Below are 14,721 nucleotides of genomic sequence, written 5' to 3' on the forward strand. Positions count from 1 at the left end.
GTGTGTCTGGGCCGTCCGGTGCTGCCGCGGGCAGGGCCGGCGGGCACCCCCCGCCGGTCCTCCGGGGCCCCGCCCCCCAGCCCGGGCGAGCGCAGCGGCCGGTTGCAAGGCGGTCCAAGCCTTGCACCAGCGAGGTGCAGCCGCTATCATCAGCGGCCTAGGCAGTACCCCTGAAGGCGGCCTCCCCACGGGAGACCCGGTCCGGAAGGAGGGCTCGCAACACGCTTACGCAGCGCGTTGCAACCGGAATCCAGTCACCGGAGTCTTTCCGGAAAAAGGGGCCCAGCGGGCCCTTTGTCGTTTCCGGGGCGTCATGTTTTCCCCGCCGGCCGTGGCCGGCACCCAACCAAGAGATCAAGGCAGGCTGTGAGCGACAAGGCAACCGACATCGCGAATCTGCTCGGCCCGACCGTTGTGTCGCTGGGCCTGGAGCTGCTGGGCGTTGAGTATCTGCCGGCCCCCGGCGGTGCGACCCTGCGCCTTTACATCGACGTGCCGCTGGCTGAACAGCCCGAGCGCATCATCAACGTGGACGACTGCGAGCGCGTCAGCCGCGAAGTGTCCGCGCAGATGGACGTCGAAGACCCGATCAGCGGCAACTACACGCTGGAAGTGTCTTCGCCGGGCGTCGACCGTCCGCTGTTCAACCTGGAGCAGTTCGGCCGTCACCTGGGCGAAATGGCCAAGGTCACGCTGAAGCTGCCGCAGGACAACCGTCGTCGCCTGCAGGGCCGCATCGAAGCGACCGACGAGGCTGCGGACACCATCACCTTCATCGTCGACAAGACCGAAGTGGTCGTGTCGGCCGACAACATCGACAAGGCCCGGATCATGCCGGACTGGGTTGCCCTGGGCCTGGCCCCGAGCAAGCCGACCGGCCCGGCGCCGAAGCGTCCGAAGCCGGACAAGAATTCTTCTTCCAACGAGCCGGCGGCAAAGAAGCCGCGCGCGGAGTGAGCCAATGAGCAAGGAACTGTTGCTGGTAGTGGACGCGGTCGCCAACGAGAAGGGCGTGCCGCGTGAAGTGATCTTCGATGCGATCGAGGCCGCCCTGGCGTCCGCAGCGAAGAAGCGCTATGCCGACGAGGAAGTGCTGACCCGCGTGGTCATCGACCACAAGGATGGCAGCTACGAAACCTACCGCCGCTGGGAAGTGGTGGCCGATGACGTGGTCATGGAATCGCCGGACCGCCAGATCCGCCTGATGGACGCCGTCGACGAAGCCGAAGGCGTGGACGTCGGCGACTACATCGAAGAACAGATCGAAAACCCCGATTTCGGCCGCATCGCTGCCCAGGCCGCCAAGCAGGTCATCGTGCAGCGCGTGCGCGAAGCCGAGCGCCAGCAGGTCGTCGATGCGTGGAAGGATCGCGTTGGTGAGCTGATCACCGGTGTGGTCAAGCGCGCCGAGCGCGGCAACATCTACGTGGACCTGGGCGGCAACGCCGAAGGTTTCATCCCGAAGGACAAGGGCATCCCGCGCGACGTGCTGCGCGCCGGTGACCGCGTGCGCGGCTACCTGGCCGAAGTGCGTTCGGAACCGCGTGGCCCGCAGCTGTTCATCAGCCGCGCCGCCCCGGAATTCATGATCGAGCTGTTCAAGCTCGAAGTGCCGGAAGTCGGCCAGGGCCTGGTGGAAATCAAGGCCTGTGCCCGCGATCCGGGCGACCGCGCCAAGATCGCCGTGCTGGCCCACGATACCCGTACCGATCCGATCGGTGCCTGCATCGGCATGCGCGGTTCGCGCGTGCAGGCCGTGTCCAACGAGCTCAATGGCGAGCGCGTGGACATCGTGCTGTGGAACGACAGCCCGGCCAACTTCGTCATCAACGCGATGGCACCGGCTGAAGTGCAGTCGATCATCGTCGATGAAGACAAGCACTCGATGGATCTGGCCGTGGCCGAAGACCGCCTGGCCCAGGCCATCGGCAAGGGCGGCCAGAACGTGCGCCTGGCCAGCCGCCTGACCGGTTGGCAGCTGAACGTGATGACCCAGGACCAGGTCACCGCCAAGTCGGAAGCCGAGCAGTCGTCGGCCCGCCAGCTGTTCATGGACAAGCTGGAAGTGGACGAGGAGATCGCCGGCATCCTGGTCAGCGAAGGCTTCGGTACGGTTGAAGAAATTGCTTATGTCCCGGTCGGCGAACTGCTGGCCGTGGAAGGTTTCGACGAGGACATCGTCGAAGAGCTGCGCGCTCGTGCCCGCGATGCGCTGCTCAATGAGGCCCTGGCAGTCGAGGAAGGCCTTGAAGACGGCCAGCCGGCGCAGGACCTGCTGTCCCTTGAGGGCATGGACGAAGCCACCGCGTACGCGCTGGCCGGCCACGGCGTGCGCACCAGCGAGGAGCTTTCCGACCTGGCCGCCGACGAGGTCATGGACTTCGGCATCGAAGGGCTGGACCAGGAGCGCGCCGCGGCGCTGATCCTGGCCGCGCGTGCCGAGGAGATCGCCCGACTGGAACGCGGCGAATGAGCCGGCAATGAACAGGGCCCTGAGCCGATCAGGGCGTAGAATCCGCGCCACCTCCATCTGCGGGGGGGCGCCCACAAGATCATAGGATCCGAATGTCGCAGCAAACCACCATCCGCAAGCTTGCCGAACTGGTCAACACGCCGGTCGAGAAACTGCTGGAACAGCTGGCCGGTGCCGGCATGAAGTTCAGCGGTCCCGACCAGGTCGTGACCAGCACCGAGAAGGTGAAGCTCCTGGGCTTCCTTCGTCGTTCGCACGGCAAGCCCGAGCAGGCCCCGGAAGAGACTGATCAGTCTGCAAAGAAGATCACGCTCAACCGCCGGAAACAGCAGGAAGTGACGGTCAATTCCGGTCGCAGCAAGACGACCGTGAATGTCGAGGTGCGCCAGAAGCGTACCTACGTCAAGGATGGTGCGCGTGCCATGACGCCGGACGAAGAGCGTGCCGACATCCTGCGCAAGCTGGAAGAGTCGCGCGCCCGCAACCTCGCCGAACAGCAGGCCCTGGCCGAGAAGGATCGTCTGCGCGACGAAGCCATCGTCCGTGCCCGTGAGGAAGAAGTTGCCGCCAAGGAACGTGCCGAGGCCGAGAAGAAGGCTGCCGAGGAAGCTGCAGCTGCCGCCAAGGCCGCCGAGGCCCTGGCTGCCACCAAGCCCAAGCGCGCTCCGATCGACGAAACCGCACCGCGCCCGCCGCGTACCCCGGCTGCCGCTCCGGCCGCACCGCGTGGTGCACCGCCGGCACCGCCGCGCAACGACGACCGCAACAACCGCAGCGCGCCGCGCAGCGAGCGTGGCCCGGGCGATCGTTTCGCCGGCCAGATGCACCTGTCGGCTGCCGACCGTGCGCGTCGTGGCAACAGCAACAACAGCAACAACCGCGGTCGCCCCGGTGGTCGCAACCAGAGTGGCGGCCGTCGCGACATGTCGCGTGGTGGCAACAACGCTGGTCCGCACGCCTTCGAGCGTCCGACCGCACCGGTCGTGCGTGAAGTGGCGATCGGCGAAACCATCACCGTTGCCGATCTGGCGCAGAAGCTCGCGCTGAAGGGCGGCGAGGTGGTGAAGGCGCTGTTCAAGATGGGCGTGATGGCCACCATCACCCAGTCCATCGACCACGACACCGCTGCGCTGGTGACCGAAGAACTCGGCCACAAGGCGATCCGTGCCAATGACAACGACGCCGAAGACGCACTGCTGGCCTCGACCGGTGAAAACCAGGGCGAAGCCGTGCAGCGTCCGCCGGTGGTCACCATCATGGGCCACGTCGACCACGGCAAGACCTCGCTGCTGGATTACATCCGCCGTACCAAGGTCGCCCACGGCGAAGCCGGTGGCATCACCCAGCACATCGGTGCGTACCACGTTGATACGCCGAAGGGCGTCATCAGCTTCCTGGATACCCCGGGCCACGCCGCGTTCACCTCGATGCGTGCCCGCGGTGCCAAGCTGACCGACATCGTGGTCCTGGTGGTTGCCGCCGACGACGGCGTCATGCCGCAGACCAAGGAAGCGATCCAGCACGCCCGTTCGGCGGGTGTGCCGCTGATCGTGGCCATCAACAAGATCGACAAGTCCGGCGCCGACCCGATGCGGGTCAAGAACGAGCTGCTCTCCGAGCAGGTCGTGGCCGAAGACTTCGGCGGTGACATCCAGATGGTGGAGATCTCGGCCAAGACCGGCCTGGGCATCGACGACCTGCTGGACGCCGTCTCGGTCCAGGCGGAACTGCTGGAGCTGAAGGCCGTCGACGAAGGCCGCGCCGCAGGCGTGGTCATCGAATCCTCGCTGGACAAGGGCCGTGGCCCGGTCGCCACCGTGCTGGTGCAGCAGGGCCGCCTGAAGAAGGGCGACTACCTGGTGTGCGGCATCCAGTACGGCCGCGTGCGTGCGCTGTTCGACGAAACCGGCAAGCAGCCGGAGTTCGCCGGTCCGTCCATCCCGGTGCAGGTCCTGGGCCTGTCCGGCGTGCCGGAAGCCGGTGACGACTTCGTGGTCGTCGAGGACGAGCGCCTGGCCAAGGACGTTGCCCAGCAGCGTGAGACCAAGCGCCGCGAATCGCGCCTGGTCGCCACCGCTGGCAGCCGCATGGAAGACATCATGGCGACCCTGGGCAAGGGCGAGGGCCAGCAGGTCCTCAACCTGGTCATCAAGGCCGACGTGCAGGGTTCGGTGCAGGCGCTGAGCCAGGCACTGGTCGCGCTGTCCAACGAAGACATCCGCATCAACGTGATCCACTCCGGCGTGGGCGGCATCACCGAGTCGGACGCCAATTCGGCTGCCGCTTCGAAGGCCACCGTCATCGGCTTCAACGTGCGTGCGGACGCTTCGGCCCGTCGCATCATCGAATCCAACGGCGTGGACCTGCGTTACTTCTCGATCATCTATGACGTGATCGACCAGGTGAAGCAGGTGGCATCCGGTCTGCTGGGCGTGGAGATCCGCGAAGAGATCATCGGTATCGCCGAGGTCCGCGACGTCTTCCGCAGCTCCAAGCTGGGCGCGGTTGCCGGCTCGATGGTCATCGAGGGCGTGGTCAAGCGCAACAAGCCGATCCGCGTGCTGCGCGACAGCGTGGTGATCTTCGAGGGCGAGCTGGAATCGCTGCGCCGCTTCAAGGAGAACGTCGAGGAAGTCCGCAACGGTACCGAATGCGGTATCGCGGTGAAGGCCTACAACGACGTCAAGCCGGGTGACCAGATCGAGTGCTTCGAGCGTATCGAAGTGCCGCGCACCCTGTAATGCTGCAAGGTGGCCCGACCAACGGTCGGGCCCTACCGTGATGGAGAGCCCGGCCATTGGTCGGGTACCATGTAGATGTAGCGCCCGACCGTTGGTCGAGCGACAACTGAACCAAGAGCTCCTCGTGCCCAAGACTTTCCATCGAACCGACCGTGTCTCCGCCCAGCTGCGCCGTGAACTCGGCACCCTGGTGCACAACGCCGTGCGCGAGCACGGGTTGCCCTCGGTGAGCGTGTCCGACGTGGAAATCACCCGCGACATGGCCCATGCCAAGGTGTTCGTCACCGCGCTGATGCCGGAACGTTCGGCCGAAGCCGTGGCCGGCCTGAAGGAGCTGGGCTACCGCCTGCGCATGGACCTGGCCCGCGCGATGAAGCTGCGCCATGTGCCGGAGCTGCATTTCCACTACGACGACTCGGTCGACCGTGGTGAGCACATCGACAACATCCTGCGCGACCTGCCCGATACGCTGGCCGCGGAGAAGCGTCGCGAGAGCGACGAAGAATAAGCATGCGCCGGGTGATGCCCGGCGTTTTTCATTCTGACCGTGCGAGGCCGGACGCTGGCCGCGCTTCGGCAGTCGAGCTCGCCGGGCATGGCCCGGCGCTACCCGTATTTGACATGACCCGAATTCAGTTCCGCCGCCTGGATGGCATCCTGCTGCTCGACAAGTCGACCGGCATGAGCTCCAACGCCGCCCTGCAGGTGGCCCGCCGCCTGTTCCGTGCCGAAAAGGGCGGCCACACCGGCAGCCTCGACCCGCTGGCCACCGGCCTGCTGCCGCTGTGCTTCGGCGAGGCGACCAAGATCGCCGGCCTGCTGCTGGGCTCGGCCAAGGCCTATGACGCCGAGATCCAGCTCGGCCAGACCACCGATACCGATGATTCCGAAGGCCAGGTGCTGCTGCAGCGCCCGGTCCCGGCGATCAGCGCCGAGGCTCTGCAGGCCGCACTGGCACCGCTGACCGGCAGCATCCTGCAGCGCGCCCCGATCTATTCGGCGCTGAAGCAGGGCGGCGAGCCGCTGTATGTGAAGGCGCGCCGCGGTGACGTCATCGAGGCGCCCGAGCGCGAGGTGCAGGTGCATGCCATCGAGGTGCTCGAGCAGCAGGCCGAGCGCCTGCGGCTGCGGGTGACCTGCGGTTCGGGCACCTACATCCGCAGCCTGGCCCGTGACCTCGGCGAGGCGCTGGGCTGTGGCGCCCACATCAGCGCGCTGCGCCGGCTGTGGGTCGAGCCGTTCCACGCCCCGGCCATGGTCACCCTGGACCAGCTGCGGGCGATGGTCGAGGCCGGCGACGAGGCGGGCATGGAGGCGCTGCTGCTGCCGCTGGCCGCCGGCCTGGCCGAATACCCGCGGGTCGACCTCGACGCTGAACAGGCGCACCGCTTCTGTGTCGGCCAGCGCCAGCGCGACGCCGCCTGGCCGCGCGGCCTGGTGGCCGTGTACGGGCCGGACGATGCTGTCCAGGGCCTGGGGCAGGTCGACGACAGTGGCCTGCTGGCCCCGCAGCGCCGCTTCAACCTCTGACGGGACCCGGCCGGTTCAGCCCCGGTCCTTGTTCCCGGAGCCCCTGACCGTTACAATTTCGCGGCCGTTTTCCGGCAACCTGCCTCGCGCAGGTTTCATCCTCGTAGTCCACGGCGAGCCTGGCGGTGCGCGAAGCGCGTTCCTGCCGGCCACGCATCACAGAGAAAAAAGAAGATGTCGATCGACACCCAGAAGGTCATTGAAGACAACAAGCGCAGCTCGGCTGACACCGGCTCCCCGGAAGTCCAGGTTGCCCTGCTGACCGCCCGCATCGAACTGCTGACCGGCCACTTCAAGACCCACAAGAAGGACCACCACAGCCGCCGCGGCCTGCTGCAGATGGTCAACCGCCGTCGCAGCCTGCTCGACTACCTGAAGAAGAAGGACGTCGAGCGTTACAAGGCTCTGATCGAAAAGCTTGGCCTGCGTCGCTAAGCAAAGAATCCCCCGCGGCGCAGCGATGCGCCGCGGTTTTGTTTTGTAGCACCGGAATACCGATTCAGACCGGAACGATCCGGTCACCCGCTGGCGGCAAGGGTCGCCGACGGTCCAAATTCGCAGACAGCATCCCCAAGGACACCCTCCGTGGCAAAAATCACCAAAACCTTCCAGTACGGCAAGCACACCGTCACGCTTGAAACCGGCGAAATCGCCCGTCAGGCCGGTGGCGCCGTCATCGTCAAGTTCGACGACACCGTGCTGCTGGTCTCCGCCGTCGCCGCCAAGAGCGCGCGCGAAGGCCAGGATTTCTTCCCCCTGACCTGTGACTATCAGGAGAAGTTCTACGCAGGTGGCCGTATCCCGGGTGGCTTCTTCAAGCGCGAAGGCCGCGCGACCGAGAAGGAAACCCTGATCTCGCGTCTGATCGACCGTCCGATCCGTCCGCTGTTCCCGGAAGACTACAAGAACGAAGTCCAGATCATCGCCACGGTGATGTCGCTGAACCCGGAAATCGACGGTGACATCCCGGCCCTGATCGGTGCCTCGGCTGCCCTGTCGCTGGCCGGTACCCCGTTCAAGGGTCCGATCGCCGCCGCCAAGGTCGGTTACAAGAACGGCGAGTACATCCTCAACCCGACCGTGTCGGAGCTGAAGGAATCGGAGCTGGAGCTGGTTGTTGCCGGTACCGCCAACGCCGTGCTGATGGTTGAATCCGAAGCCGCGCTGCTGTCCGAAGACGTGATGCTGGGCGCCGTGACCTTCGGTCACCGCGAAATGCAGAAGGTCATCAACGCGATCAACGAGCTGACCGTGGAAGCCGGCACCAAGCCGTCGACCTGGGTGGCCCCGGCCAAGAACGACGCGCTGATCAGCGCCCTGCAGGAAGCCATCGGCCCGCGCCTGGGCGAAGCCTTCCAGGTGCGCGACAAGCTGCAGCGCCGTGACGCCATCTCGGCGATCAAGAAGGACGTGGTCGAAACCCTGGCTGGCCGCGTGGCCGCTGAAGGCTGGAACCCGGCCGAGCTGTCGAAGGAGTTCGGCGAGCTGGAATACAGCACCATGCGCAACTCGGTGCTGGACACCAAGGTCCGCATCGACGGCCGTCAGCTGGACACCGTCCGCCCGATCGCCGTGCAGACCGGCATCCTGCCGCGTACCCACGGTTCCTCGCTGTTCACCCGCGGTGAAACGCAGGCCATCGTGACCATCACCCTGGGCACCGCCCGTGATGGCCAGGTCATCGATGCCGTGTCCGGTGAGTACAAGGAAAACTTCCTGTTCCATTACAACTTCCCCCCGTACTCGGTGGGTGAGACCGGCCGCATGATGGGCCCGAAGCGCCGCGAAATCGGCCACGGTCGCCTCGCCAAGCGCGGCGTGCTGGCTGTCATGCCGTCGCTGGAATCCTTCCCGTACACCATCCGCGTCGTCTCGGAAATCACCGAGTCGAACGGTTCCTCGTCGATGGCCTCGGTCTGCGGTTCGTCGCTGGCCCTGATGGACGCCGGCGTGCCGGTGAAGGCACCGGTTGCCGGTATCGCCATGGGCCTGGTCAAGGAAGGCGATCGCTTCGTCGTCCTGTCCGACATCCTGGGTGACGAAGATCACCTGGGCGACATGGACTTCAAGGTTGCCGGTACCGCTGAGGGCATCTCCGCCCTGCAGATGGACATCAAGATCGAAGGCATCACCGAAGAGATCATGAAGCAGGCTCTGCAGCAGGCCAAGGCTGGCCGTCTGCACATTCTGGGCGAAATGGCCCACGGCCTGACCGCTCCGCGTGAAGAGCTGTCGGACTACGCGCCGCGCCTGCTGACCATCAAGATCCACCCGGACAAGATCCGCGAAGTGATCGGCAAGGGTGGTTCCACCATCCAGGCCATCACCAAGGAAACCGGCACCCAGATCGACATCCAGGATGACGGCACCATCGTCATTGCTTCGGTCAACGCCATCGCTGCCCAGGCCGCCAAGGCCCGCATCGAGCAGATCACCTCGGACGTCGAGCCGGGCCGCATCTACGAAGGCAAGGTCGCCAAGATCATGGACTTCGGTGCGTTCGTCACGATCCTGCCGGGCAAGGACGGTCTGGTCCACGTGTCGCAGATCTCCAGCGACCGCGTCGAGAAGGTCGGCGACGTGCTGAAGGAAGGCGATGTGGTCAAGGTCAAGGTCCTGGAAGTCGACAAGCAGGGCCGTATCCGCCTGTCGATGAAGGCCGTCGAAGAAGGCGAAGGCGCCAGCGCCGAGTAATCGACCTCCGGTCGATTACGGTAGGTGAGGACCGTTGGTCCTCACGCTTTCGCCGCGGTCGATAACGGTAGGTGAGGACCGTTGGTCCTCACACCTTCGAAAAATGAAAAAGCGGGCTTCGGCCCGCTTTTTCTTTGTCTGTTTTCCGGCGCAGCCGTAACGCTATGCTTCGCCCATGGACACCCTGCGCCTGCTCGACCTGGATATCGATCGCCCGGCGCAACGCGTCAGTCGCAACGGCGAGGTGTTGCCGGTCAGCGGCCTCAGCTGGACCCTGCTCGACGTACTCCTCCGGCACGGCACCGACGTCGTGGATTTCGACACCCTGGCTGCCCAGGTCTGGGCACCGGCGGTGGTCGGCGAGGATGCGGTCAGCCAGCGGGTGAAGCTGCTGCGCCAGGCCTTGGGCGATGACAGCCGGCGCCCGCGGTACATCCGCTCAGTGCGTGGTCGTGGCTACCAGCTGTGTGCGCCGCCGCTGGCGGCCAGCGTGCCGCCTGCGCGCTCACACGCGTTGCGCAGCATCACCTGGGGCGTGGCGGCGGCTGCGGTGCTGGCTGTGGCGGGCACCTTCGCCCTGTGGCCGCGGCCATCCATGCACGGCGGGGCGCAGTCCGTCCTGCAGCGTGCTGACTATTACGCAGGTATCGGCCAGGCCGGCAACAACGAACGGGCGATCAGCCTGTACCGCCAGGCACTGCAGGCCGATCCGGATTCCGTACCTGCGCGTCGCGGCCTGTCACGCGCCCTGTCGGCGCAGGGCTGCCTGTTCAATGGCACGCCCGAGCAGCTGCGCGAGGCGCTGGCGTTGGCCGATCAGGAGCGCCAGCGCAGCCCCGGCGATGCAGCCGCACACGCCCTGTGGGGCTACGCGCAGGACTGCCTGGGCGACATGCGGCAGGCGATCAGCGGCTACAGCCGCGCGATCGAGCTCGAGCCGGGCGACGAGCGCAGCCGCGCATCGCTGGCCTACCTGCAGCAGGAACGCGGCCAGCTCGCCACGGCGCTGCATGCCAACCTGTCGCTGAAGGCGCCCGAGCGCATCCGCTTCCGTGACGTGCAGGTCGCGCGCGAGCTGGAACTGTTGGGCTTCACCCACGCGGCAGGGCAGCGCCACGCGCGCAACTTCCAGCTGTACCCGGACAACGTGTTTTCCAACATCGCCTGGCCGCGCAGCCTGTATCTGGCCGGTGCGCCGCAGCGGGCGCGGCAGGCGCTGGATGAAGCGCTGGCGCGTGGCACCCCGCATCCGCAGCTGCTGCGCCTGCAGGGCGAACTGGCATTGCTGGCCGGCGACGCTGCAGGCGCCGCCGACGCGTTCGAGCGCGGCCGCCAGCTGCGGCCGCAGCAGTCGCTGGGCCAGACCCTGGCGGCGCTGCATGGCGTGCAGGCTGCGGACGCCGCGTGGATCGACCAGCGCCTGCAGCAGCTCGCTGCCAGTGCGGGAGCGGGCGATGGCTGGCCCGATGCAGCGCTGGAGCGCGCGTTGCTGCTGCAGGCCCAGGGCCATGCAGGCGATGCGGTGGCGGCACTGCAGCAGGCGGTCGATGACGGTTTCCGCGACGTGGCGTGGCTGCGTGCCACCCCGCTGTTCGTCCCCCTGCGCAGCGCGCCCGGCTGGCCGGTCCTGCTGCAGCGGCTGGATGCCGACATCGCCCGGCAACGTGCGCAGGTGCTGGCCGCCAGCTGGCGGCCGGACGACCTGGCCGCGCTCAGCGCAGCGCCGGCAGCAGGAACTCGGTGAGGATGCGCCGCGACTGCGGATGGGCGAAGTTGCGATTGAACGCCTGGCTGGTGACCACCGCCACCACGCGCTGCTCGGGCAGCACGAACACATAGTTGCCGCCGTTGCCGGACATCGCCCACACCGTGCGCGGCGAGCCCTGCACGTCCAGCTTCAGGCCCCACCACAGGTAGCCGTAGTCACTGTCATCGGAAGTGGTCGCCTGCGGTTGCACCATCGCCTCGATGTACTCCTTCGGCACCAGCTGGCGGCCCTGCCAGCGGCCACCGTCCAGCACCAGCTGGCCAAAGCGGGCCAGATCCCGCGTGCGGTAGCGGGTGCCGCCGCCGCCCATGCCGATGCCCTCCGGCGAGCGGTTCCACTGGCTGCGGGTGATGCCCAGCGGCCGCTCCAGGGCGCGCGCGGCGTAGTCGGCCAGCGGTTGACCACTGGCCTGCTCCAGCACTGCGCCGAGTACGAACGGGTTGGCGGTGCAGTAGGCGAACGCGCGCCCATGCGGGCTGTCCTCCGGCCGCTGCATCCACGGCGCGAAGCCCTTCACCGGCAGACCCAGGGTGAAGTCCAGCCACTTCTCGGACACGTACATGCGTTCCTCGTGGCCGGACGAGAACTGGTTTTCGTCATCGCATTCCCACAGGCTGCTCATGGTCAGCAGATCCTGCACGGTGGTGGCACGCAGGCGCGGGTCGACCGCGTGGTGGGCGGTGTAGGCCGGAAAGTAGTCGTACACACGGGCCTGCACGCCGGGCAGGGTGCCCTCACCAATGGCGGCACCGACCAGCAGCGCGGTCACGCCCTTGCTGGCCGAACGCACGTCGTGCAGAGTCTGCGCGTCGGCGCCATTGAAGTAGCCTTCGTAGACCACCTCGCCATCGACCTGCAGCAGCACGCTGCGGATCTGCTTCAGTTCATCGCTGGCGATGGCCTGCTGCAGGGCCTGCAGGCGGGCCGGGTCGGGTGGGGTGGCGCGGGCGGCGAAGGGCAGGGTGCAGACCGCGCAGAGCAGGGCGAGGGCAGGCAGGATCGAACGCATCGTCGGACTCCATCAAAGGGAGCCCGATTGAGCCGGCGCTGCGACTGAAGTGCTGGAAACCGGTCTGAAGAATTCTGAAGTCCTTGTGCCACAAGGCTTCAGCACCCGGCAGGTGTCAACCCTGGTTGACGCGCTCCTCCTCCTCTTCCTCGCCCAGCCACCACACCTGGCCCGGCTCCGGATCACTCAAGGGATGCTCGCGCTGCTCGATGGCCTGCAGCACGCGCCCCGGTCCCGCCGCGGTCCAGGTCGCCAGCAGCTTCTCCACCGCGGCCCGGCCCTGCGCGGCGATGCCCAGGTCGCGCTCACGCGTCCAACCACCGTCGTCATCGTTGCCGGCCTCGTCGTCATGCCGGTGCGGGGTGCCATAGCTGCAGCGGCGGCACAGCCGGCGTACCGTCGCGGTCCAGTCCTCGACCGTGCCGATGCCAGGCAGGGTCAGTGCCTCCAGCGCAGCGACATCGTCGACCGAGTCGCACTGCACGAACACGGTGAAGGTCGCCATGTCCGATGCCTGCAGCCGCTGCATCGCATTGAACACCGGCACATCGCCGTCGCCGTAGGCACGGCGGCCGGTGGAGGCGCCGTCATGCAGCACGATGTCGCCGAAGCGGAAGCCGCTTTCAGGCAGTGGCACGTTGCCGATGCGCGCGCGCACCGGGTCGATGCGGTTCATGTACACCACTTCGGCATCCTTCCAGGGCGCCAGGCGCACGCAGGCCACGCCGAAGTTGCCTGCGATCTCGCCGTCACCCTCGGGCAGGGTGATGCCACACCGGCTCCACTGCCGGCGTGCCTCGGTCCAGTCGCCCAGGGCACTGGCCGCGATCCCAGCATTCCAGGCGGCGGCTTCGTCGAATTCGTCGCTCGCCTGCTCCGCACGCAGGTTGTCCTGCAGCGAGGCGGGCCAGTCGCGCAGGTACTTGTGCGCCAGCCCGCGCATGTAATGCAGGTAGGACACCTCGGGCGCGTGCTCGATCAGTTCGCCGAACAGGTGCGCGGCCTGTGCCAGGTCGCCCTCGTCGAAGGCCGCGTATGCGCGGGACTGTTTGGCCCGCAGTGCATCATGGGTGGCGTCTTGAGGGGCGTCGTGGTCTGTGCTCATGTCCGTGTGCGATTGAAGATCCGCGGCTACCTTAGCCGATGCGGGATCCGTGTAGAGTCGAGCCTGCTCGACTCTACCTATCGGGAGTTTCCATGTTGCGCCAGACCCTGGCCGGGCTTGCCCTGCTGATTGCCGCCGCCGTTCCCGCCGCCAGCCACGCGGCGCAGTCGCCGATCTACGGCGCGTACTACCCCGGTGGTTCGGCCGATCGTTACCCGGTGTCGCACATACCGGCCGAGCGCCTGACCCACCTGTTCTATGCGTTTTCCACCATCGAAGCCGGGCGCTGCACGGTGGGTGCCGAAGCGCCGAAGAATTTCGCCGCGCTGGCCGAGCTGAAGAAGGCGCATCCGCACCTGCGCACGCTGATCTCCATCGGCGGCTGGGGCGCGGGCGGGTTCTCCGATGCCGCGCTTACCGAGGCCAGCCGCAAGCGCCTGGTTGATTCCTGCATGGCGCTGTTCTTCGACCAGTACGCAGGCAGCTTCGACGGCGTGGACATCGACTGGGAATTCCCGGTCAGTGGCGGGCCGAAGGAACTGGCCCATCGCCCACAGGACCGCGCGAACATGACGAAGCTCGCGCAGGCCTTCCGCGTGGCGCTGGATGCGCGTGGCCGCAAGCGCGGCCAACCGATGCTGCTGACCGCCGCGCTCGCGGCCGGCCGCCTGCAGACCGACGGACCCTATGACCCGGCGGCCAGCTACGATCTGCCGGCGCTGGCCAAGGTGTTCGATTTCATCAACCTGATGGGCTATGACATGGGTACCGGATTCTCGGCGGTGTCGACCTTCAATGCGCCGCTGCATGAAGTGCCGGCCGACCCGCTGGCGCCGGAACTGCGGCGCTGGAACAACGTGGCCGGCGCCGTGCAGTACTACCGCGACCACGGCGTGCCGGCCGACAAGCTGGTGCTGGGCGTGCCGTTCTACGGGCGTGGTTTCAAGGTCACCGGTGACGCGCCCGATGGCCTCTACCAGCCCTACAGCGCACCGGCCGATGCCGGCGACTGGCGGGTGATCAAGGCGCGCTACCTGGACCAGCCGGGCTGGACGAAGCACTGGCAGCCGCAGGCGCAGAGCCCGTGGCTGTACAACGCGGCCGAGAAGATCTTCATCAGCTACGAAGACCCGCGCTCGATCGGCCTGCGCGCGCAGTTCGCCCGTGAGCAGGGCCTGGCCGGCGTGTTCATGTGGGAGCTGACCGGTGACGACGAACAGGCCAGCCTGCTCAACGCCATGCTCGCACCGTGGCACAAGGCCCGCGTCGGCGACTGACCAGGCCTTTGTAGAGTCGGGGGGCCCGGGGGGGGCGGGGTGGGGGGCGACCAAACCCCAGCGCAAGGGGGGGGGCGGAGGAACACGGGGGGGGGGGGGGTGGGGCGGCGGGCCCCGCGCCGGG

11 protein-coding genes are annotated in these 14,721 nt (G+C 67.1%); 9 read left to right on the forward strand and 2 right to left on the reverse strand.

Going from position 1 to position 14,721, the window contains the following annotated elements; all coding sequences use genetic code 11:
* The first annotated feature begins 366 nt into the window (after positions 1 to 366).
* The 8 genes from rimP to ACVOK1_RS17955 all read left to right on the forward strand — a co-directional run bounded on the left by rimP (position 367) and on the right by ACVOK1_RS17955 (position 11,182).
* The gene (gene rimP / locus ACVOK1_RS17920; RefSeq protein ID WP_108769449.1) at positions 367 to 957 is read left to right on the forward strand and encodes a ribosome maturation factor RimP; all 591 of its coding nucleotides are present in this window, start codon (positions 367 to 369) and stop codon (positions 955 to 957) included.
* Positions 958 to 961: 4 nt separating this feature from the next.
* Positions 962 to 2,473, forward strand: a complete 1,512-nt coding sequence (gene nusA / locus ACVOK1_RS17925; RefSeq protein WP_108769448.1) for a transcription termination factor NusA — start codon at positions 962 to 964, stop codon at positions 2,471 to 2,473.
* Between the two features lie 92 nt (positions 2,474 to 2,565).
* Positions 2,566 to 5,214 carry a translation initiation factor IF-2 gene (gene infB / locus ACVOK1_RS17930; protein WP_108769447.1) on the forward strand — a complete coding sequence of 883 codons (2,649 nt, stop codon included), beginning with the start codon at positions 2,566 to 2,568 and terminating at the stop codon, positions 5,212 to 5,214.
* Between the two features lie 124 nt (positions 5,215 to 5,338).
* The gene (gene rbfA / locus ACVOK1_RS17935; RefSeq protein WP_005410447.1) at positions 5,339 to 5,722 is read left to right on the forward strand and encodes a 30S ribosome-binding factor RbfA; all 384 of its coding nucleotides are present in this window, start codon (positions 5,339 to 5,341) and stop codon (positions 5,720 to 5,722) included.
* Between the two features lie 113 nt (positions 5,723 to 5,835).
* Positions 5,836 to 6,744: a tRNA pseudouridine(55) synthase TruB gene (truB, locus tag ACVOK1_RS17940; RefSeq protein ID WP_164072858.1), complete on the forward strand. Its 909-nt coding sequence runs from the start codon at positions 5,836 to 5,838 to the stop codon at positions 6,742 to 6,744.
* Positions 6,745 to 6,918: 174 nt separating this feature from the next.
* Entirely contained in the window at positions 6,919 to 7,179 is a 261-nt protein-coding gene (rpsO, locus tag ACVOK1_RS17945; RefSeq protein ID WP_005410445.1) for a 30S ribosomal protein S15, read from the forward strand.
* Between the two features lie 150 nt (positions 7,180 to 7,329).
* Positions 7,330 to 9,438: a polyribonucleotide nucleotidyltransferase gene (pnp, locus tag ACVOK1_RS17950; RefSeq protein ID WP_108769445.1), complete on the forward strand. Its 2,109-nt coding sequence runs from the start codon at positions 7,330 to 7,332 to the stop codon at positions 9,436 to 9,438.
* Positions 9,439 to 9,613: 175 nt separating this feature from the next.
* Entirely contained in the window at positions 9,614 to 11,182 is a 1,569-nt protein-coding gene (locus tag ACVOK1_RS17955) for a winged helix-turn-helix domain-containing protein (protein ID WP_481562834.1), read from the forward strand.
* Here ACVOK1_RS17955 and ACVOK1_RS17960 read toward each other — a convergent pair.
* Complete coding sequence (locus ACVOK1_RS17960; protein WP_481562835.1) at positions 11,151 to 12,215, reverse strand: serine hydrolase domain-containing protein; 1,065 nt, start codon at positions 12,213 to 12,215, stop codon at positions 11,151 to 11,153. The two genes, ACVOK1_RS17955 and ACVOK1_RS17960, sit on opposite strands and share 32 nt — an antisense overlap.
* 115 nt (positions 12,216 to 12,330) lie before the next feature.
* Positions 12,331 to 13,320, reverse strand: a complete 990-nt coding sequence (locus tag ACVOK1_RS17965; protein WP_481562836.1) for a hypothetical protein — start codon at positions 13,318 to 13,320, stop codon at positions 12,331 to 12,333.
* Between the two features lie 92 nt (positions 13,321 to 13,412).
* Between ACVOK1_RS17965 and ACVOK1_RS17970 the strand changes: the two genes are divergently transcribed.
* A complete protein-coding gene (locus tag ACVOK1_RS17970; RefSeq protein WP_481562837.1) occupies positions 13,413 to 14,597 on the forward strand; it encodes a glycoside hydrolase family 18 protein in 1,185 nt (394 codons plus the stop codon).
* Positions 14,598 to 14,721: the final 124 nt, after the last annotated feature.

It is taken from the genome of Stenotrophomonas sp. STEN087 (assembly GCF_056759115.1).